Annotated in this window: 19 protein-coding genes; 13 read left to right on the forward strand and 6 right to left on the reverse strand. The window is 36.8% G+C overall.

The window, feature by feature from the left end; translation table 11 throughout:
* Nucleotides 1–85: 85 nt before the first annotated feature.
* A complete protein-coding gene (locus tag QN089_RS11225; protein WP_068451565.1) occupies nucleotides 86–1,414 on the forward strand; it encodes a sodium-dependent transporter in 1,329 nt (442 codons plus the stop codon).
* Between the two features lie 266 nt (nucleotides 1,415–1,680).
* The gene (locus tag QN089_RS11230) at nucleotides 1,681–1,896 is read left to right on the forward strand and encodes a helix-turn-helix domain-containing protein (protein WP_307723182.1); all 216 of its coding nucleotides are present in this window, start codon (nucleotides 1,681–1,683) and stop codon (nucleotides 1,894–1,896) included.
* Between the two features lie 123 nt (nucleotides 1,897–2,019).
* On the opposite strand, the gene QN089_RS11235 is transcribed toward QN089_RS11230, so the two are convergent.
* Nucleotides 2,020–2,265: a DUF1871 family protein gene (locus QN089_RS11235; protein WP_231726979.1), complete on the reverse strand. Its 246-nt coding sequence runs from the start codon at nucleotides 2,263–2,265 to the stop codon at nucleotides 2,020–2,022.
* A gap of 115 nt (nucleotides 2,266–2,380) precedes the next feature.
* On the opposite strand from QN089_RS11235, the gene QN089_RS11240 reads away from it, so the two are divergent.
* Nucleotides 2,381–3,553: a MalY/PatB family protein gene (locus QN089_RS11240; RefSeq protein WP_285215327.1), complete on the forward strand. Its 1,173-nt coding sequence runs from the start codon at nucleotides 2,381–2,383 to the stop codon at nucleotides 3,551–3,553.
* Nucleotides 3,554–3,612: 59 nt separating this feature from the next.
* On the opposite strand, the gene QN089_RS11245 is transcribed toward QN089_RS11240, so the two are convergent.
* Nucleotides 3,613–4,203, reverse strand: coding sequence for a peptidylprolyl isomerase (locus QN089_RS11245; protein ID WP_285215328.1), 591 nt, complete (start codon nucleotides 4,201–4,203; stop codon nucleotides 3,613–3,615).
* 168 nt (nucleotides 4,204–4,371) lie between these two features.
* Between QN089_RS11245 and QN089_RS11250 the strand changes: the two genes are divergently transcribed.
* Nucleotides 4,372–5,595, forward strand: coding sequence for an MFS transporter (locus QN089_RS11250; RefSeq protein WP_068451555.1), 1,224 nt, complete (start codon nucleotides 4,372–4,374; stop codon nucleotides 5,593–5,595).
* A 65-nt stretch (nucleotides 5,596–5,660) separates the two neighbouring features.
* Complete coding sequence (locus QN089_RS11255; protein WP_068451551.1) at nucleotides 5,661–7,514, forward strand: transglycosylase domain-containing protein; 1,854 nt, start codon at nucleotides 5,661–5,663, stop codon at nucleotides 7,512–7,514.
* A 147-nt stretch (nucleotides 7,515–7,661) separates the two neighbouring features.
* On the opposite strand, the gene QN089_RS11260 is transcribed toward QN089_RS11255, so the two are convergent.
* The gene (locus QN089_RS11260; protein ID WP_087680046.1) at nucleotides 7,662–8,225 is read right to left on the reverse strand and encodes a DUF5366 family protein; all 564 of its coding nucleotides are present in this window, start codon (nucleotides 8,223–8,225) and stop codon (nucleotides 7,662–7,664) included.
* A 175-nt stretch (nucleotides 8,226–8,400) separates the two neighbouring features.
* On the opposite strand from QN089_RS11260, the gene QN089_RS11265 reads away from it, so the two are divergent.
* From QN089_RS11265 to mnhG, 7 genes are read left to right on the forward strand one after another with little or no spacing between them, the layout of a single operon-like run.
* Complete coding sequence (locus tag QN089_RS11265) at nucleotides 8,401–10,815, forward strand: Na+/H+ antiporter subunit A (protein WP_285215329.1); 2,415 nt, start codon at nucleotides 8,401–8,403, stop codon at nucleotides 10,813–10,815.
* Nucleotides 10,802–11,224: a Na(+)/H(+) antiporter subunit B gene (locus QN089_RS11270; RefSeq protein ID WP_068451542.1), complete on the forward strand. Its 423-nt coding sequence runs from the start codon at nucleotides 10,802–10,804 to the stop codon at nucleotides 11,222–11,224. Before QN089_RS11265 ends, QN089_RS11270 begins: the two co-directional genes overlap by 14 nt.
* On the forward strand, nucleotides 11,224–11,568 hold the full coding sequence (locus QN089_RS11275) for a Na(+)/H(+) antiporter subunit C (RefSeq protein ID WP_068451539.1): 345 nt from the start codon (nucleotides 11,224–11,226) through the stop codon (nucleotides 11,566–11,568). The genes QN089_RS11270 and QN089_RS11275 overlap by 1 nt, the downstream gene beginning before the upstream one ends.
* Complete coding sequence (locus QN089_RS11280) at nucleotides 11,561–13,045, forward strand: Na+/H+ antiporter subunit D (RefSeq protein ID WP_285216431.1); 1,485 nt, start codon at nucleotides 11,561–11,563, stop codon at nucleotides 13,043–13,045. Before QN089_RS11275 ends, QN089_RS11280 begins: the two co-directional genes overlap by 8 nt.
* Nucleotides 13,046–13,052: 7 nt before the next feature.
* The gene (locus tag QN089_RS11285; RefSeq protein ID WP_285215330.1) at nucleotides 13,053–13,532 is read left to right on the forward strand and encodes a Na+/H+ antiporter subunit E; all 480 of its coding nucleotides are present in this window, start codon (nucleotides 13,053–13,055) and stop codon (nucleotides 13,530–13,532) included.
* Nucleotides 13,532–13,813, forward strand: coding sequence for a Na(+)/H(+) antiporter subunit F1 (locus QN089_RS11290; RefSeq protein ID WP_068457250.1), 282 nt, complete (start codon nucleotides 13,532–13,534; stop codon nucleotides 13,811–13,813). Before QN089_RS11285 ends, QN089_RS11290 begins: the two co-directional genes overlap by 1 nt.
* The gene (mnhG, locus tag QN089_RS11295; protein ID WP_285215331.1) at nucleotides 13,797–14,177 is read left to right on the forward strand and encodes a monovalent cation/H(+) antiporter subunit G; all 381 of its coding nucleotides are present in this window, start codon (nucleotides 13,797–13,799) and stop codon (nucleotides 14,175–14,177) included. The genes QN089_RS11290 and mnhG overlap by 17 nt, the downstream gene beginning before the upstream one ends.
* 57 nt (nucleotides 14,178–14,234) lie before the next feature.
* On the opposite strand, the gene QN089_RS11300 is transcribed toward mnhG, so the two are convergent.
* A complete protein-coding gene (locus tag QN089_RS11300; RefSeq protein WP_285215332.1) occupies nucleotides 14,235–15,737 on the reverse strand; it encodes a leucyl aminopeptidase in 1,503 nt (500 codons plus the stop codon).
* A 97-nt stretch (nucleotides 15,738–15,834) separates the two neighbouring features.
* Entirely contained in the window at nucleotides 15,835–16,326 is a 492-nt protein-coding gene (locus tag QN089_RS11305) for an NUDIX domain-containing protein (protein ID WP_285215333.1), read from the reverse strand.
* A gap of 148 nt (nucleotides 16,327–16,474) precedes the next feature.
* Here QN089_RS11305 and QN089_RS11310 point away from each other — a divergent pair, with 148 nt between their 5' ends.
* Nucleotides 16,475–16,735 carry a hypothetical protein gene (locus QN089_RS11310; protein ID WP_285215334.1) on the forward strand — a complete coding sequence of 87 codons (261 nt, stop codon included), beginning with the start codon at nucleotides 16,475–16,477 and terminating at the stop codon, nucleotides 16,733–16,735.
* A gap of 49 nt (nucleotides 16,736–16,784) precedes the next feature.
* On the opposite strand, the gene QN089_RS11315 is transcribed toward QN089_RS11310, so the two are convergent.
* Complete coding sequence (locus QN089_RS11315) at nucleotides 16,785–18,476, reverse strand: methyl-accepting chemotaxis protein (protein ID WP_285215335.1); 1,692 nt, start codon at nucleotides 18,474–18,476, stop codon at nucleotides 16,785–16,787.
* Nucleotides 18,477–18,516: the final 40 nt, after the last annotated feature.

The following is an 18,516-nucleotide window of genomic DNA, read 5'->3' on the forward strand; positions in this document are numbered from 1 at the left end:
TTCTATTTTTACAATTATATTCATGTATTTTTTCAGAATATTGTTGTAAAATGAAACAATCGTATTTATAAGGAGGATATACATCGTGTCAAAAAGGGATCAATTTGCTTCTAAAATTGGCTTTATCTTAGCTGCTGCGGGCAGTGCGATTGGATTAGGGGCTATTTGGAAGTTCCCATATATGGCTGGTACTAACGGTGGTAGTGTATTTATTATTTTATTTATATTATGTACTTTAGTAATCGGTTTACCTATACTCGTCGCAGAATTTATGATTGGTCGTCGCGGACAAAGTGACGCTGTGACATCATTTAAAAAACAAGCACCTCGTACACCGTGGTTTTTAACGGGTTGGCTTGGCTTTATCTTATCAGGCATTATCTTATCATTCTACAGTGTGGTAGGCGGATGGATTTTAAGCTATCTTGTTCGTGCAATTGGCTTCAAGCTCTCAAGCAATGACGAAAATTTCTTCGCAGAATTATTCGGAAATTTAACGTTGAATGCATGGGAAGTTGTATTAGCACAAGGTGCATTCTTACTTATCGTCATCTTAATCATCTCTAGCGGAATTCAAAATGGTGTTGAAAAAGCAAGTAAATGGATGATGCCTTTACTATTTGTGTTCTTCATCATTTTAGCAATTCGCTCGATGACATTAGACGGTGCAATGGATGGAATTAAATTCATGTTTGTTCCTGATTGGAGCTATTTAACAGGAAAAACATTATTACTTGCGCTTGGTCAAGCATTCTTCTCACTAAGTGTCGGTGTAGCAGCAATGCTCACATATGCTTCTTATTTGAAAAAAGATGTGCGTCTTGGTTCATCTGCTATGAATGTCGCTTGGATGAACATTGGGATTTCAATTCTTGCAGGTCTTGTTATTTTCCCTGCCGTCTTTGCACTCGGCTTCTCACCAGACCAAGGTCCTGGTCTTGTATTTATTATTATTCCAGCTGTATTCCAACACATTCCACTCGGTTCCATCTTTTTAATCATTTTCTTCATCTTACTACTATTCGCTACAATCACTTCGGCTATTGCAATGCTTGAAATTGTAGTTGCAACAGCAATGGGAAGTAAATTCGAAAAACGTAAAAAGTACGCTTGGTTATGTGGAATTGGTATTTTTATCATTGGGATTCCAAGTGCCTTATCATTCGGAAAGCTAGCGGATGTACAAATTCTAGGTCGCTCAATCTTTGATTTTGCTGATTTCTTCACAAACTCAATTGGTATGCCGATCGGTGCTTTATTAATGGCACTATTTGCTGGATATCAATTAAAACGTGCCGAACAATTAGAAGAACTACCTGTGAAACCATGGGTATTTACTATTTGGCGTATTCTTGTACGTTATGTTGCACCAATCGCCATCATTATTGTGTTATATCAAGGGATTAAAGGATAATACACACCAGAATAGGATAGAACAAAACATTTCAATCCCATTTTTAGAATTCGCAACGAAAAACTGGAACCGCGCTGTGGCGTGATTCCAGTTTTTTTATGCTCATGTGAGATGATATTTTACACGTATTCCCCAACCCATCCTTTTTATTTAGTTAAATCTTGTAATCAAACTGTCACTTTTTCATGAAATATAATGTTTAAAAGCTTTTTAAAACGTGAATTTATTATTATTAATACTTTTATTTTAAAAAGGATGTGTTGAATATGATGCAACAAGAGATTGCAACCCAATTACGAGTAAGTCGAGCAGAAAGAGGACTTTCACTTGAAGAATTATCGTTAAAAACGAGGATTGGTACTGAAAAATTATTACGTTATGAAACAGGTGAAGAAATTCCGACTGAACCGACATTACTCATGTTATCAAATGCACTTGAAATTCCTGTTGCAAACTTGGTGGATGGTCTACATGATGAATAGATACAAAAAAGGAGGTACAACCAATTAAATGGTGTAACTCCTTTTTCTATGTATTCATTTCGCACTACACAATACTGTATTTCACATTTTGAATATGCTACTATTAATTCGTAATACGAAATTTTATAAAATACTTTTCATTTCAAATTTAATGGCAAGTAATTTATATGAAATTTCCACACACTTTTCGAGCGGAATCCATTGTTGGAAAGAATGTTGGTAGATTTCTTGAATGCTTTTACCTAAATCAGATGGATCGTCTACTTGTTGCAACGTAGTTAAGACTTGTTCTGCTTCTACCTGATAGGATTCACGTTCTAGGTTTAAAGGATTCCACTGTTCAACCATGTGAATCACTTTTCTATTCATTTCCTTTACATCCATGTTGTTCACCTACATATTTTATTTTGATAAAGGACATGATAACATAATTACGAACAAAAGTGCACAAAAGAGCAAATGCTGACAGAAAGAAGGGGTATGAATGTTTAATTTTGACGAAACTTATTCACGTAGAAATACAAGCTCACTTAAGTGGGATTTAATGGAGAAGATTTATTCTATTCCAGATGCTTCAAAAATTATTCCAATGTGGGTAGCAGATATGGACTTTGCTGCACCTGAAACGATTACGAACGCTTTAAAAGCACGTATGGATTTCCCGCTATTCGGCTACACATTTGAAGACGAGGCATGTGCTTCTTCTGTAACTTCATGGCTAGCACGTCGAAACGACTGGCATGTACCAACAGAATCTGTACTTTATCATCAAGGCGTTGTGCCTGCTATTTCAACAATTGTTGAAGCTTTTACGAATGAAGGAGATACTGTGCTTGTGAATGCACCCATCTATCCTCCATTCTTTAATGTACCTAAAAAACTAAATCGCCAAGTAGCTTATGCACCACTGCATGAAGAAAATGGTGTCTACACATTTGATTTCGAAACATTTGAAGAACAAGCTAAAAAAGATGATGTTAAACTATTCATCTTCTGTCATCCACATAATCCGTCTGGAACCGTATGGTCTGAAGATGTTCTAAAAAGAATTGATACAATTTGTGCTGAAAATGGTGTCATTGTACTTTCTGACGAAATTCATAGTGATTTAATTCTAAACGGTACACAACATATTCCGTTCGCAAAAGCATCTTCACATGCTGACAATGTCATCACATGTGTTGCACCAACCAAAACATTCAACATTGCAGGTATCCAAGCTGCTATGATGATTGTAACCGATGCAAAAAAACGTCAAATGATTCGAAAAACAATGGAAAGTCATAGTCAAATGGGCCTTAACACATTTGCTTTAACAGCTGTACAAGCTGCTTTCTCCGAAGAATCTGAAGCATGGTTACATGCTTTAATCGATTATCTAAATGAGAATGTACGCTATGTCATTGATACCATCACACAAGAACTTCCAAAAATTAACATAAAACATCCTGATGCAACGTATCTATTATGGTTAGATATGCGCCAAACAGGTATGACTGAAAAAGAAATGATGCAAAAACTATTAGATGCAGGGGTCGCACTTGATCCCGGTACAAAATACGGTGCACCATTCGATGGTTTCCTTCGAATGAACATCGCTTGTACACGCGAAACTTTGAAAGAAGTTGTAAAACGCTTTATTCAAGCATTATCGTAAGCATCTCGTAGGTCAATAAAACTCCGATATGCTACGGCATATCGGAGTTTTATTATGCATTATTTTTCAATTACTTTGATGCTCTTAATTGAGATATCTTCTACTGGTTTGTCACGACCGTCTTTTTCTACGTCAGCCATTTCATCTACAACATCCATACCGTTCACAACGTGACCGAATACTGTATGTTTACCGTCTAACCATGGTGTACCGCCGTTTTCTATGTGTAAAGTTAATTTGTCTTCAGGATATCCAACATTTCTTAAATATGAAACGGTGTCAGCTGAAACATTTTTCGCTTGTACGATGAAGAATTGTGAACCATTTGTTCCTGGACCAGCGTTTGCCATTGATAATGCGCCGCGTAAGTTCATTAACTCAGGGTTGAATTCATCTTCAAATGTTGAACCATAAATTGATTCGCCGCCCATACCTGTACCAGTTGGGTCTCCACCTTGAATCATGAAATCTTTAATAATGCGGTGGAAAATAATACCGTCGTAGTAGCCATTTTTTGCATGTGTTACAAAGTTTTCTACTGTTTTTGGCGCTAACTCTGGGAATAATTTGATTTGAATTGGACCCATTGTTGTATCCATTTCAACTAGAATTTCATTTTCTTGTACTTCTTGGTTTAATTGTGGAAACATAATTGTCTCTCCTTTTATACGATAAGTTTATGCATTTTCTCAAAAGGGAATTTTAAGCGATACACGCGAAAATACCTTCTGAATTGTACCGTCATATTCTATCATAAAAACCATTTTAATTCAGTGTTTAACTACATTTTCATTAATATATAGAAAGAACGTGATTTTATGAGTCTTCAAAAACGCAATTTTATCATCATTTGGATTTCCAATCTCTTAGTCGCTGGAACGATGACGATGATTATGCCCTTCCTCTCTTTATACATCGAAACACTCGGTCATTTTTCAGAAGGCTATGTTCAAAAATGGTCAGGCTTAATCTTCGGAGCTACTTTTATATCTGCTTTCATCATGTCACCTATCTGGGGACGAATCGCAGATAAGTATGGCTATAAGCCGATTCTTATCATCAACGCCATCGGTCTAGCCATTAGTATTCTTCTGATGGGGTATGTAGAGAATGTTTGGCAATTCTTCTTCCTTCGTTTAGCAATGGGTGTCGTTACAGGATTCATCCCCACTTCACTCGCTTTCATTAGTACACAAACGGAGAAAAAAGAAGCAGGTAAGACACTTGGAACACTTCAAATGGGTAGTGTATCTGGTTCTCTATTTGGTCCCATTGTAGGTGGATTATTAGCCGATGCTTTTGGTTTCCAATACACTTTCTTCATCACATCTGCTTCTGTCTTACTCGCTGGTATCATCATCTTCTTCGGTGTAAAAGAAGTACGCGCAGCTGTAAGTAAAAAAGCACGTCAAATCTATTCACGCAGACAAGTACTCCGTGGTATTTTTAAACACCGCTTATTATTCAATGTCATGCTGATTACATCGCTTATTCAAATCGGGAATTTCTCCATTCAACCGCTTCTTTCTTTATATGTGGCTGATTTAACGCATGATGTCACACAAGTAACTTTCTTAGCTGGTTTAACATTCAGTGCAGCTGGTCTTGGGAATATTCTATTTGCACGTTTTTGGGGGCGTTTAGGTGATCATATTGGTTATGAAAAAGTACTGTTCATCTTACTAGGTCTCGCTGTCATCTTCATGATTCCACAAGCTTGGGTTACAGCTCTATGGCAATTAATTCTTTTACGTTTAGTTTACGGAACGGTACTTGGTGGCTTAATTCCGATTACAACAGCACTCATTCGTCGTGAGGCACCTGTTACTGTCCAAGGAGAAGTAATGGGTTACAATACGAGCTTCCGATTCTTCGGTAACATTATCGGTCCACTAATCGGTGGCTTTGTAAGTGGTATTTTTTCTATCTCTGCTGTTTTCTATGTGACTGCAGCACTATTTTTCATCGCATGGATTATTTTATACGTCGTAGACAAGAAACCTTTACAAGATTTGGACGATATAATAAAAGGTAAGTCATAAACTTACTTTTTATGCTATGCTATGACGGTATAATTTACATTGAAATCATATGAGGAGGATTGACTGTGAGAAAGGCACTCGGCATTATGCTGATTATTTGTAGCTTGCCTCTGCTCATCTTTTTATTTAATAAGATTGGTATAGAACTCATTTCAGCAAAAAATTTTAGTAAGCAATTCTCCTCCGCCATTGAAATTAAGGATCAACAACCGATTAATCCTACACTATTAAAAGACCAAGATAATGTTCTCTTTTCAGAAGAATACTCTGAATGGCGTGACCCATTAAAATTAGGCGATATTCCATCATTCGCACAGCAACTATTCGTTTTATCGGAAGATGCAGGTTTTTATGACCATATTGGATTTGATTTAACAGCAATCATGCGTGCAGTCATGGCAAATCGTTCAAGTGGTGAGACTTCACAAGGTGGTAGTACCATCACACAACAACTCGTTCGTATGCGCTATCTATCGCAAGAAAAAACGTATGAACGAAAAATGCTCGAATTATTTTATGCTTATGAGTTAGAGAAAAAAGAATCTAAAGATGAGATTTTAAATGATTATTTGAATGAAATGTATTTTGCAAATGGTGTTTATGGTGTGGGTGCTGCTTCAACCTATTATTTTAACAAGCCCTTACCAGAACTTTCAAAAGCTGAAATGGCTTTTATTGCAGCGATTCCGAATAACCCAAGTCTATATGATCCTCTTCGAAACTTTGAAAATACGAAAAAGCGTCAAGAACGATTACTAGATAAGATGGTTGAGAAAGAAATCTTAACAGAAGAAGAGGCAGCGAAGTTCAAAAAGGAAACCATTTCAATTTCAATCAAAAAGAAAACACAAAAATATCCTGAATATAGTACATACGTTATGTATGAACTCAGAAGTTTAATTTCAGAGGTAGATGGCTATCATAAACAATTTGAACAAGCGAAGACAGGCGCTGCTTTTGCAGCAGTTAATAAAGCATTAACAGAACGTGTAAATGAAGTTTTACACAATGGTTTGATTATCGAAACGAGTTTAGATCGAAAGAAACAACGTCAAGTAACAAAAGGTGCTAATACAATCTTAAGTGGTCGTGGTAAATTGCAAGCAGCTGGAACTGTTATTGATAACGAGCGTCGCGAGATTGTCGCAGTATACGCTGGAAAAGGTTATGAGAAATATGACTTTAATCGTGCTTATCAAGCAAAACGTCAGCCAGGTTCTGCAATTAAACCGATTTTAGATTACGGCCCTTATTTTGAAAACTATCGTGTAACACCTGATTCAACGATTGATGCTTCCCAATATTGTGTAAACGACTATTGTCCACAAAATTATGGTAACGAAAAGGTTGGTATTGTTTCATTAGAAAATGCATTCAAAAATTCGTATAATACAGTAGCTCTTCGTATCTTCGATCGTGTCGGCATAAAAAAAGCGTTCAATTACATGCAACCTTTCACATTTGATCGTGCAACGAAAAAAGACTTGTATTATACAGCTGCGCTTGGTGGATTCACCGATGGTATGTCCTCTGTTCAATTAGCAGATGCCTACACTTCTTTTATCAATGGGAACTATTCTCGTACACATGCGATTCGTGCTGTTAAAACAAGAAGTGGTAAACTTTTATATGAATGGCCAGATAAAAAAGAACAAGTTTGGGCTCCATCAACTGTCACATCTATTCGTCAAATGATGAAAGCAACAGCTGATTCTGGTACAGGTGTAGGTGTTCAAGCGAGCAGTAGTTATTTGGGAGTCAAAACAGGTACAACAAATGACTACCGAGATTATTGGATGGCTGGTTTGACAGGTCGTTATACAAGTGTTGTATGGCTTGGATATGACAAACCTGTTCAAATGAAAGATCTTGAAAAAGAAAAAATCCACCATAAATTATTCAATGTAATGGTGCAATAAAATATAAACAGGCTGGGACATAAGTGCAAAAAATACATCCCACATGAGCATAAGAAAAACTGGAATCGCGCTGTGGCGCGGTTCCAGTTTTTCGTTGCGAACGCTAAAAAGGGAAGTGAAATGTTTCGTCCCAGTCTGTTTTGTATTTTACGATTTGAATGGCAAACTCGAAATAATCCCATTGTATAATTTTAATCCTGCATACACAACGAGCGTTAAAATAATCGCCCATACAACAATTTCAAAAAGCATAACACCAATGGATGCACCGAATGATACATGTACACTGATTTTATAAATAATATAAACAAAATAAATAAAGACAGTTGTAATAAATATGCCACCAAGTATATAAATATTTGAAATACCTGCTGCCGAAACCAGTGCACCGAAGAAGAAAATTACATTTCCACCACGAATCACAATCAAACTTTTACCATCCATATCTTTCGAAAAGAATAGCATGCCCATCTCGTGAATGGTCTCGCCGATTAATTTAAGAGCTGAAAAAATCATGAAATAAACTGCTGCAATAACGATTAATAGGAATACACGCAGTTGAATTTCAGATAGAAACTCCCGGACCCCCGCATATACACCAATTTTTTTAAATAGGACTAAACTTTCTGTTACGGAATACAATCCGAATGTTAAACTAAAGAGAATGATGGTAATTAACGGTAGATAGCCATAGATATATGGATTCTTCATAAAAAAATTTTACCTCGATTTTCGCGTAATTTTTTGTCTGTTTCTTCATATTTATAATATCGGAAAAATAGATTCACAATCAAGCGGGAATCCATTTGCCGAACCATGCAAAGCGCTCATTTATGAGCTATACTGTTGTTTAATCCATTGATTATTATTTGAAAGGGGGATTATAGTGAATCAAGTTCTACTCATTTTCCTACCCGTTTTATTTGCACTCTTCGTGCCACTACTTTATAAAACGTTCTCACGTATACATACGGGTTGGTTTGTTTTATTGGTTCCACTTACGCTCGCAATATACTATGCGCGCTTTATTCCAAACATTACAGAAGGTCCTTATACATCTACCTTCTACTGGGTAAAGTCACTCGACTTATCCGTAACATCTTATTTAGACGGTCTTAGTTTACTGTTCTCTTTATTAATTACCATTATTGGTTCATTAGTTGTTTTATACTCGATTTTTTATTTGGATCGAAAAAAAGAACAGCTACATAATTTTTATTTCTATTTACTAATGTTCATGACAGCCATGCTTGGCGTGGTTCAATCCGATCATTTAATTAGTTTATATCTATTTTGGGAATTAACATCGATTTCATCTTTCCTACTGATCGGTTATTGGTACAATCGCGATCGATCTCGTTTTGGTGCGCTTAAATCGATGATGATTACTGTTTTTGGTGGTCTGATGATGCTCGGTGGATTTTTACTTCTTGCACAGGCAGGTGGTAGCTATTCCATTCGTGAATTGATTGCAAATGGTTCAGTGATTGCTGATTCGCCCTACTTCATTTGGATGATTGTACTCATTCTATTAGGTGCATTTACAAAATCTGCTCAGTTCCCATTCTATATTTGGTTACCAGATGCGATGGAAGCACCAACACCAGTTAGTGCATACCTTCACTCTGCCACAATGGTAAAAGCAGGGATTTACTTAGTTGCACGTCTAACACCATTATTTGCAGTGAGTGAATATTGGATTTGGCTCGTTGTTTTAAGTGGTTTGATTACATTATTCTGGGGTTCATTCTTCGCTGTAAAGCAAACCGACTTAAAAGGAATTCTCGCATTCTCGACTGTCAGTCAGCTAGGAATGATTATGGCGATGCTTGGTGCAGCGGGGATTGCATTCCATGTAGAATCTCCACAAAAGACAATTTTTGCATTTGCTGCCTATGCGGCTATTTTCCATCTTGTGAATCACGCCACATTCAAAGGTAGTTTATTCATGGTTGCCGGAATTGTTGATCATGAAACAGGTACACGTGATATTCGAAAACTTGGTGGCTTAATGAGCTTAATGCCAATTAGTTTTACAATTGCTGCAATCGGTAGTTTAGCAATGGCTGGTTTACCACCATTCAATGGATTTTTAAGTAAAGAATTATTTTTAACTTCTATGCTTTCATTAAAAGAATTTTCACTATTCAATTTTTCAACATGGGGTCCTATTCTTCCATGGGTCGCATTTGTTGCAAGTATTTTTACATTTGTTTACTGTCTATACTTCTTGTATTACACATTTATGGGCAAAGGAAATACAGGCAAATTACCGAAGAAGCCACATGAAGCACCGATTGGTATGTTAATTTCGCCAATTATTTTAGCTTCACTTGTTGTAGCAATCTTCTTCATTCCAAATGTTATCGGTAAATACTTCATTAAACCAGCTGTTCTTGCCATGCAACCACAGCTTTATGAAACAATTGATGATATTCCAATTTATGTGCAAGCTTGGCATGGTTGGACAACTGAACTACAAATGACAATTGGTATTGTTGTCATCGGGTTCTTACTCTTTATAACACTTAGAAAATGGCAACCCATTTATCGTTTCGTATCAGAGAAATGGTCGTTGAATGGTCTTTATAACCGTTTAATGCGTTTTGCGGACGTAGATAGTCAGAAATTATCGAATCTTTATATGACAGGTTCGATGCGCCACTACTTAATGTATATGTTCGCTTTCATGGTTGTCGCTGTTATTTCGACATTGTTTATGAGTAATGGATTTAACTATAGTACAGCGAATACAGCAGAGGTTGGTATTTTTGAAATTGCAACCTTAATTGTCATGATTATTGGTACATTCACGGTACTGATTGCACGCACACGCTTAACTGCGATTATCGCACTTGGCGCTGTCGGTTACTCGGTTGCGTTATTCTTTATTATTTTCAATGCACCTGACTTAGCGCTAACACAATTAGTAATCGAAACTGTATCAGTTGCGCTATTCCTATTAGCTTTTTATCATCTCCCAAAAATGTCACGTCACGAAGAACGTATGCCATTTAAAATTAATAACTTTTTAATTGCGCTTGGTGTTGGCGTCATGGTGACACTTGTTGCACTATCTGCACAGTCACAAAAATTACTTCCATCCATCAGCCAATATTATAAAGATACGGTTTATACAAAAGCAGGTGGCGGTAATATCGTCAATGTAATTCTTGTTGACTATCGTGGATTTGATACATTATTCGAAATCACTGTACTCGCAATCGCTGGTATGGCGATTCTTGGCATGATTAAATTACGTCGTCCAAAGAAGGAGAAGAAAACACATGAAACTAAATAACGTCATTTTAAAAACAACCACACAAGTTGTATTTTTCATGATTTTCCTTTTCTCCATTCATATCTTCTTTGCAGGACACTTCTCTCCTGGAGGCGGATTTGTTGGTGGACTTCTTACAGCAAGTGCACTTGTGTTACTTCTATTAACGTATGATTTAAAAACGGTACAGCAGTTATTACCAATCAACTACACAACAATGACAGCGATTGGTTTACTCCTGTCATTAGGTACAGCTGCTACGTCTGCCTTTTTGGGCGATGCGTTCTTTAAACATTATTTTGATCATTTCACACTACCATTATTCGGCGACACAGAACTACATACAGCGATGTTATTTGACCTCGGTGTTTATCTGGTCGTTGTCGGTGTCACAATGATTATTATTCAATCGATTGGAGGGGATGAATAATGGAAGTTGTCATGTCCTTTGCTATTGGATTTTTATTCATGGCTGCTGTCTATTTAATTCTTTCTAAAAGTATTTTACGTATTATTATCGGTACAGGCTTATTAAGTCATGGTGCGCATTTACTCATCTTAACAATGGGTGGTCTAGGCGGTGAAGCACCTCCTGTTTTAGCAGATGGTGTTACAAATATGGCGGATCCTCTACCACAAGCCTTAATCTTAACAGCGATTGTGATTAGCTTTGGTGTCACAGCCTTCTTCTTAGTACTTGCATATCGTGCATATCAAGAACTTGGAACAGATAACTTAGATGAAATTAGGAGGATTTTAGCAGATGATGACTAACTTTTTATTAACACCAATCATTCTTCCTTTTTTCACAGCCATTCTTTTAATGTTCGCTCCGAAAAAAGTATATTATCAACGTGTCGTAACACTTGTTAGTTTGATTTTAACGACAGCTTGTGCAGTTTACTTAATTCAAACGATTCACACAGAAGGCATCCAAGTTGTTACATTTGGTAACTGGCCGGAACCATTCGGTATTACGATGGTTGCTGATATGGTCGCAATGCTACTTGTTACGACAAGTGTTATCGTTGCACTATTTACAGTTTGGTATAGTTTCAAATCAATCGGGATTGAACGTGAAAAATTCTTCTACTATCCTGGTGTACTTTTAATGCTAACAGGTGTTAACGGAGCATTTTTAACAGGGGATATTTTCAACTTATTCGTATTCTTTGAAGTATTACTTATGGCTTCTTATTTACTGAGTGTATTAGGCGGGGAAAAAGGTCAGCTACGTGAATCCATTAAGTATATTCTCGTAAATGTTATTTCTTCAGCACTATTCGTTATTACAGTAGCCTTCTTATATTCTGTAGTTGGTACATTGAATATGGCGGATATTTCAGTGAAAATTGCCGAACTGAATCAACCAGGAATTATTACAACAATTGGCGTACTGTTCTTAATCGTTTTCGGATTAAAAGCAGCCATCTTCCCATTATTCTTCTGGTTACCGAGTGCTTATGCTGCACCACCGATTCCTGTTCTTGCACTATTTGGAGCCCTCTTAACAAAAGTTGGTGTATACGCGATTACGCGTACATATACGTTATTCTTCGTACATGATACAGGTTTTACACATACACTCTTACTCGTATTAAGTTGTTTAACGATTTTAGCGGGATGTATTGGAGCGCTTTCGACATTCAATGTTAAAAATATTATCATCTATAATATTGTGATTGCAGTTGGGGTCATCTTATATGGTGTCGCACAAATGAATGAAGATGGCTTGATGGGTGCGATGTTCTATATCGTTCATGATATGTTTATCAAAGCCGCACTATTCTTCTTAGTTGGTATTATGATTGTCGTGACTGGCACAGCCAATTTGAAAAAGATGGGTGGTATTATGCGCACCTATCCAACACTCGCTTGGACCTATTTAATCGCTGCATTTGGTCTTGCTGGTATTCCACCATTAAGTGGCTTCATCGGTAAAATGTTGATTGTAGAAGGCGGACTTGCAGCTGGAAATCTATGGTCTAGTCTTTGGATTTTACTATCTAGCTTAATCGTGCTACTATCCGTTATTCGAATCTTTATTTATGGCTTCTGGGGTGAAGCAAAAACACTCGTTCCAAAAGAATCGAGAACGCATTATAAACAACTCTTGATTCCAAGCATGCTACTTGTTTTATTAACGGTAGCATACGGCGTAGGTGCAGAATTGATTACACCGTATATGCAAGACGCCGCAGAGGTACTATTACATCCATCTGTTTATACAGATGCGGTATTAAAGGAGTGATTGACGCATGGCAATTCAAGTACTATTGAATTTTTTCCTTGCATTCATTTGGATGTTTTTATCCATTAACTTCACACCCCAAGGCTTTGTAATTGGCTATTTACTCGGGATTATTATGCTCTTCATTATGCGTAATATGTTCCCTTCTCGTTTTTACATCAACCGACTTTGGTCTGCAATTCGCCTTGCATTCTTATTTCTAAAAGAATTGTGGTTAGCAAATATTGCAGTTGTGAAAATTGCACTCGCACCTAAAATGGACATGGAGCCTGCTTTCTTCGCTTATCCGACTATTTTAGAAAAAGAGTGGGAAATTACATTATTGTCAAGCTTGATTACATTAACGCCTGGTACGATTGTTGTACATGTATCAGACGATTCAAAAACACTTTATATTCATGCGATTGATATTGATGATGTCGATGACACAATCGAGTCAATTAAACAATCATTTGAAAAAGCTATCTTGGAGGTGAGTCGCTCATGATGGATTACTTCATACTTATTCTCATCGTTCTGATCTCACTTACGATGATTCCTATTATTTACCGCTTAGTGAAAGGGCCTACTGCGCCTGATCGTATTATTGCGCTTGATGCAATTGGTGTTTGTATTATCGCTTTAGTCGGTCTATTTTCTATCTATGTGAAAACAAGTTTTTATGTGGAAATAGCATTACTATTAGCGATTCTTTCTTTCATTGGCACGACAGCCTTTTCTAAATTCTTAGAGAAGGGAGATATTATTGAACGTGACAATTCTAATTAATACCTTAATTGTTATTTCATTGGCGCTAGGAACGTTTTTTATCATCGTGACAGCAATTGGTCTACTTCGTTTCCCAGACGCTTATACACGCGCTCACGCGGCTTCTAAGAGTGCCACACTAGGTGTTATGTTCATCTTGATTGGTACTTTCATTCATTTCTGGTCTGTAGAGGGCGTTTACAATCCGAGAATTCTACTGGGGATTTTATTCTTGTTCGTTACAGGTCCTGTGGGTGGGCACTTAATGGCACGCGCTGCTTACTTTTCAGGTGTTAAACCATGGAAAGGTACAGTACAAGATGATTTAAAAGCAGAGTATCTCCGTAAAAAAGCAGAAGAAGAAGAACAAATGACTAAAAAATAATAAAGAGACCAAAACGACTCGAGAGTTCGTTTTGGTCTCTTTTACTATCGATATTTATTATATGTCAATTTCTTGTTCAGTTTGACGCATAATATAAGTTGCAAGCGAACGTACCATGACACCTGTACCGCCTTTTGGTCCTAAGTCATGCGCTGCATTCGCGTCTGATGTACCTGCAATGTCTAAATGAATCCACGGTGTATCTCCAACAAATTCATGGATAAATCCACCGCCAAAAATCATATGACCATCGCCACCTGGTGAGTTATTTAAATCCGCTATATCTGACTTACGTACGCGCTGTAAATCATTCTTTGTCAGTGGCATCAACCATGTAAACTCATTGGTTTCTTCAGTTGCTGCTAAAAATTCTTGATAAAATGCTTCATCATTTGTTAATGCACCTGTTTTATCATAACCAAGCGCTGTAATCACACCGCCTGTTAATGTAGCTAAATCAATGATTGAAGAAGCTCCCTGTTGTTTCGCATAAGCTACTGCATCTGCTAAAACAAGACGACCTTCCGCATCTGTATTTAAAATTTCAACCGTTTTGCCACTATAAGTTGTAATGACATCATCTGGCTTGAATGCACTCCCAGAAATCATATTATCTGTTGCGCCAATAATTGCCATAACATTATGGTTTGGTCGTAATTCACCGATAATACGCATCGCACCGAGAACTGCTGCTGCTCCGCCCATATCGCCCTTCATACCAACAATACCAGTCTTCGTTTTTAATGAATAACCACCTGTGTCAAATGTTACTCCTTTCCCTACAAAGGCAGTTACATTCGTCCATTCTTCTCGTGGTTGATATTTCATCGTAATAAGACGTGGTTCCTCTTGTGACCCTTTATTAACTGCTAAAATTGCACCCATTCCTAATTCTTCTAATTCAGTTTTTGTTAATATTTCTATTTCAAAATCATATGTAGCCGCAATACCTTTTGCATAATCTGCTAATAGTGGTGCTGTTAAAATATTACCTGGTAAATTCACTAGACGCCTCGCTTCATTTACAGCTTGACCATAAATTTCACCTACTTCTAATGCTGCACGTATGACGACATCTTCTGCATGCGAAATAAACTTCACTTCTTCTAAATAAATTGCAGGGATATTTTCAGAGGTGCGGTAATGGTCCATTTTATAATGCCCCATCACAATACCTTCCATCGCAATTGATGCAACATCTTCTGTCGTGATATCATCCGTTACGAATGAATCTATCCAGATTGCGAAATTTGATAGACGAAGTTGTTGAATTTCTTTCCCTACTAACCCAAAAGCTTGTCTTAGTTCTTCAGGTGTTAAATGTTTACGGTTTCCTAGACCAACATATAAAATACGTGGTACACGTGTAAGTGTTGTCGGTAGTTTTGTTCTCTTTTTTAAACCAACTGCAATATCATCTGATTTAAGCCACGTATTTGTTTGTTCACCAAACACCTCTGTAAATGTATTCCATTCACTTAAGTTTGTTTGATGCTCAGACACTCCTACAATAAGTAAATCTGCTGTTACATTCTCTAATGTCTGTTGTGTAAATTGCATACAATACCATTCCCCCATTCATTTTTTCTCTCTCTTTTATTATTCAATATTTTTATATAGAAAGCCAATCATTCATTCGAAATACGAAACATAAGCATTAAAAATATAATTTATAAGCAGTATAGCCAAAAATATTATCTTTCTCAAGTTCACCTAATCGTAATGGTTTAGCCATTAAATCTAACTCTAATAATTCTAAAATCATCAAAGAAGTTCGCTGATCTTCTCTCAATTTTTCTGGTGACATCCAGCAAGCTTCATATAGTTCATCTAATTGAGGTATAATCTGTTGTTGCGCTGAATGTGCTGTTAATAAGAAAACTGCTAAATTGTCGCTAATATCATATTTTAATACGCCTGTACGAAATCCTAAAAATCCTTGTAGTGCTGGTTTTACATTCGTTTCTTCCTCTAGTTCACGCAGACAAGCCTCATCAACTGTTTCACCTGGTTGTACAAAGCCTGCTGGCAATGACCATTTGCCATCTAACCCACCATATCTTTTCATAACCACTAGCCATTCACCTAATTCATTCACAACAAGTCCTGCTACACCAAGCCATACTCGTGTACGTTCATTCGGATCCATTCGTATCACCTCTCTCGAACAATCATTTTCCTCTACCATTCCCTTAAATTCGTTCGGTTCATACTTTTTTCTCTCGCTTTTGTAATCTGACGTTTATTTTTTATCATGAAGGAGATATTTTATGTAAAAAGAAAAAGGAGGTTTTTATATGAAACAACTCGATTTAACTTTTTTCAAACTCGGTTATCATCTTTTACAAGCAAGTGAGGAATGTCATTATTATCGCTTTCAATTAGCAGAAAATCCACTACAAGCCTCAAACTACGGTGAAATTTTCATGCCGAAAGAGGCAGAAAAGCCGAGTCGTATTATTTTTTATGATGAACACCACCAAACAGAACAATTAGATGAAACACCTTCATGGTTTATGGACTGCTTTAATATTTTAAAGCGCTCATACCATGTTTAATACATTAAAAAAATCGAGAACTCGGTCCATTCCGAATTCTCGATTTTATTTATACTTTAAACTTTCTCACCAATATTTGAAGATTTTCTGCCATATCAGATAATGATGCAGAAGATGCTGCAATTTCTTCCATTGCTGCTAATTGTTCTTCTGTAGCAGAAGCCATCTCTTGCGTCCCTTGATCTGTTTGTTCTGTAATTTGTTCTAGAATAGATGTTTGTCGTGCCATTTGTTCCGTACTCGTATTCATTACATTGAATGACTTTGTTACCTCTTGCATTTTTGTAGCAGTTTCTGCAATCGATTGTTGAATCGACTCAAATGATGTACCTGCTACTTTTACAAGTCCTATTCCAGCTGTTACTTTATTCGTAGTTGCATTCATCGAATGAACTGTTTGAGCGGTCTCTTGCTGGATAGTCGCAATTAAATCTGAAATTTGCTTTGCAGATTCTGCCGATTGTTCTGCTAACTTTCTTACTTCCTCTGAAACAATCGTAAAACCACGCCCATGTTCTCCTGCTCGAGCTGCTTCAATTGCAGCATTGAGTGCAAGTAGATTCGTCTGTTCTGCAATGGCCGTAATGGTATCCACAATTTGACGAATTTCACTCGAACGTTCACCTAAGTGTGTTACATCTTCTGATAAATTACTTACCGTCTGATTGATTTCATCCATTTGAGTCGTCATATTACTAATCGCTTTTGCGCCTTCTATCGCTTGTTCAGAAGCAATTGTAGCTGTTTTAGTTGCTTGATTCGTATGTTTAGTCATGTCATCTACAATCGCAGTTACTTGTTGCACCGTTGAAGTTGTCTCATGTAAACTTTGAATTTGTTTTTCAGAACCATGTGCCACTTCTTGGACAGTTGTAGATATTTTTTCTGTCGCATGCGTTGTTTCTTCTGAACTCGCTGTTAATTGTTCAGAAGATGCGGCTACTTGTTCAGCACTCGAGCTAACTTCTCGAATTAAAGAGCGTAACTGCTCCAACATTTGATTAAATGTTTTTCCCATCACACCTAATTCATCTTTTGTTGTGACTGGAATTTCTTTTGTTAGGTCACCTTCACCTTCCGCAATCTCTTTTAAAGAGTCTGTCATACTATTAATAGGATGTATAATTGAACGCGCAATGAGATAAGCAAATACTTGTCCAATTACAAGTAAAATGAATACTAATGCATAGAATGTGATGGATTGATTCTTTTGTGTACTCTCTAAATTCTCTTTATACACTACAATCTCTTGATTCACTGCCTCAGTCATTTTTTCAACACTTGGATCTACTAATTCTTTACGGATACTGCGCTGTTTCCCTCTATGTACCATTAAAGCTTGTCTTTTATCTCCTCGTTGATAAAATTTCATCATAACCTTAGACTGCTCAAAGTATTGATTCATATTTTCTTCAATTGTCTGTAAATCTTGTAAATTATCTTTTTCTAAATGCGGCATTTTTTTCGCCTCATTTAAATAAGTCGCAATATCTTCTTTCTTTTGTTCAATCTGTTGAGTTAACGCTTCTTCACCTGTTAATAAATAAGCTCTCTCGTCATTTGAAATACCTGTAAAACGATATTGAACTGATTTTAGTAATAACTGAAAGGCTTCGTGTTCTTGCATAATTTCATAGGCTTGCTTTGTAGATTTTAATTGATAAATCGACATACCAGCTGTAATGATTACTGCTGTTGTTAATACCAACATAACAAGCCTTAACTTCGCTTTAATTTTCACGCAAAATCCTCCATGTCTAATTTCTCTAGTTAGCATAAGA

The organism is Kurthia sp. YJT4 (genome assembly GCF_030219945.1).
Classification (GTDB): Bacteria; Bacillota; Bacilli; order Bacillales_A; family Planococcaceae; genus Kurthia; species Kurthia gibsonii.

Bases quoted from the DNA above. Each gene is read 5' to 3' on its own strand.
- QN089_RS11250 (WP_068451555.1), top strand. From the start codon at position 4,372: ATGAGTCTTCAAAAACGCAATTTTATCATCATTTGGATTTCCAATCTC.
- QN089_RS11290 (WP_068457250.1), top strand. From the start codon at position 13,532: ATGGATTACTTCATACTTATTCTCATCGTTCTGATCTCACTTACGATG.
- QN089_RS11235 (WP_231726979.1), bottom strand. From the start codon at position 2,265: ATGAATAGAAAAGTGATTCACATGGTTGAACAGTGGAATCCTTTAAAC.
- QN089_RS11310 (WP_285215334.1), top strand. From the start codon at position 16,475: ATGAAACAACTCGATTTAACTTTTTTCAAACTCGGTTATCATCTTTTA.
- QN089_RS11230 (WP_307723182.1), top strand. From the start codon at position 1,681: ATGATGCAACAAGAGATTGCAACCCAATTACGAGTAAGTCGAGCAGAA.
- QN089_RS11305 (WP_285215333.1), bottom strand. From the start codon at position 16,326: ATGGATCCGAATGAACGTACACGAGTATGGCTTGGTGTAGCAGGACTT.
- QN089_RS11245 (WP_285215328.1), bottom strand. From the start codon at position 4,203: ATGTTTCCACAATTAAACCAAGAAGTACAAGAAAATGAAATTCTAGTT.
- QN089_RS11270 (WP_068451542.1), top strand. From the start codon at position 10,802: ATGAAACTAAATAACGTCATTTTAAAAACAACCACACAAGTTGTATTT.
- QN089_RS11260 (WP_087680046.1), bottom strand. From the start codon at position 8,225: ATGAAGAATCCATATATCTATGGCTATCTACCGTTAATTACCATCATT.
- QN089_RS11240 (WP_285215327.1), top strand. From the start codon at position 2,381: ATGTTTAATTTTGACGAAACTTATTCACGTAGAAATACAAGCTCACTT.
- QN089_RS11300 (WP_285215332.1), bottom strand. From the start codon at position 15,737: ATGCAATTTACACAACAGACATTAGAGAATGTAACAGCAGATTTACTT.
- QN089_RS11285 (WP_285215330.1), top strand. From the start codon at position 13,053: ATGGCAATTCAAGTACTATTGAATTTTTTCCTTGCATTCATTTGGATG.
- QN089_RS11280 (WP_285216431.1), top strand. From the start codon at position 11,561: ATGACTAACTTTTTATTAACACCAATCATTCTTCCTTTTTTCACAGCC.
- QN089_RS11275 (WP_068451539.1), top strand. From the start codon at position 11,224: ATGGAAGTTGTCATGTCCTTTGCTATTGGATTTTTATTCATGGCTGCT.